The organism is Mesorhizobium sp. M1A.F.Ca.IN.020.06.1.1 (assembly GCF_004023265.1).
Lineage (GTDB): Bacteria > Pseudomonadota > Alphaproteobacteria > Rhizobiales > Rhizobiaceae > Mesorhizobium.
Genome location: NZ_RZSR01001721.1, coordinates 1 through 547 on the forward strand (window position 1 = coordinate 1; position 547 = coordinate 547).

1 protein-coding gene is annotated in these 547 nt (G+C 71.7%); it reads left to right on the forward strand.

What is annotated here, in order from left to right:
• On the forward strand, window positions 1–547 hold a 547-nt coding region (locus EOA60_RS36540; RefSeq protein ID WP_348632761.1), incomplete at both ends, for a DUF6596 domain-containing protein.

Below are 547 nucleotides of genomic sequence, written 5' to 3' on the forward strand. Positions count from 1 at the left end.
GGCTGTGGCGCGCCGCCGCACGGCGTCGGCTGACCGGCGAGGCGGCCCGCGGCCACCTGCAGCTGATTGCCGAAGAGGCGGAGGCGCGCATGACGCACGAGGATTTGCCCGACGAGCGGCTGAGGCTGATGTTTGCCTGCGCACATCCGGCGATCGAGGCCAGCGTACGCGCGCCGCTGATCCTGCAGACCGTGCTTGGCTTCGACGCCGCAACCATCGCCTCGGCCTTTCTGGTCTCGCCGACGACGATGGGCCAGCGCCTGGTGCGCGCCAAGAGCCGCATCCGCGAGGCCGCCATCCCCTTCCGGGTACCGGAGCGGGCCGAGCTCGGCGAGCGGCTCGATGCGGTGCTGGAAGCGATTTACGCCACATTCGCCGAGGGCTGGTCGGATCCGGCCGGCACCGAGACGCGCCGACGCAACCTGGCTACGGAAGGCATCTGGCTCGGCCGGCTGGTCGCGTCGCTGATCCCGGATGAGCCGGAAACGCTCGGGCTCCTGGCGCTGATGCTTTTCGCCGACGCGCGGCGCACGGCGCGGCGCAGTCC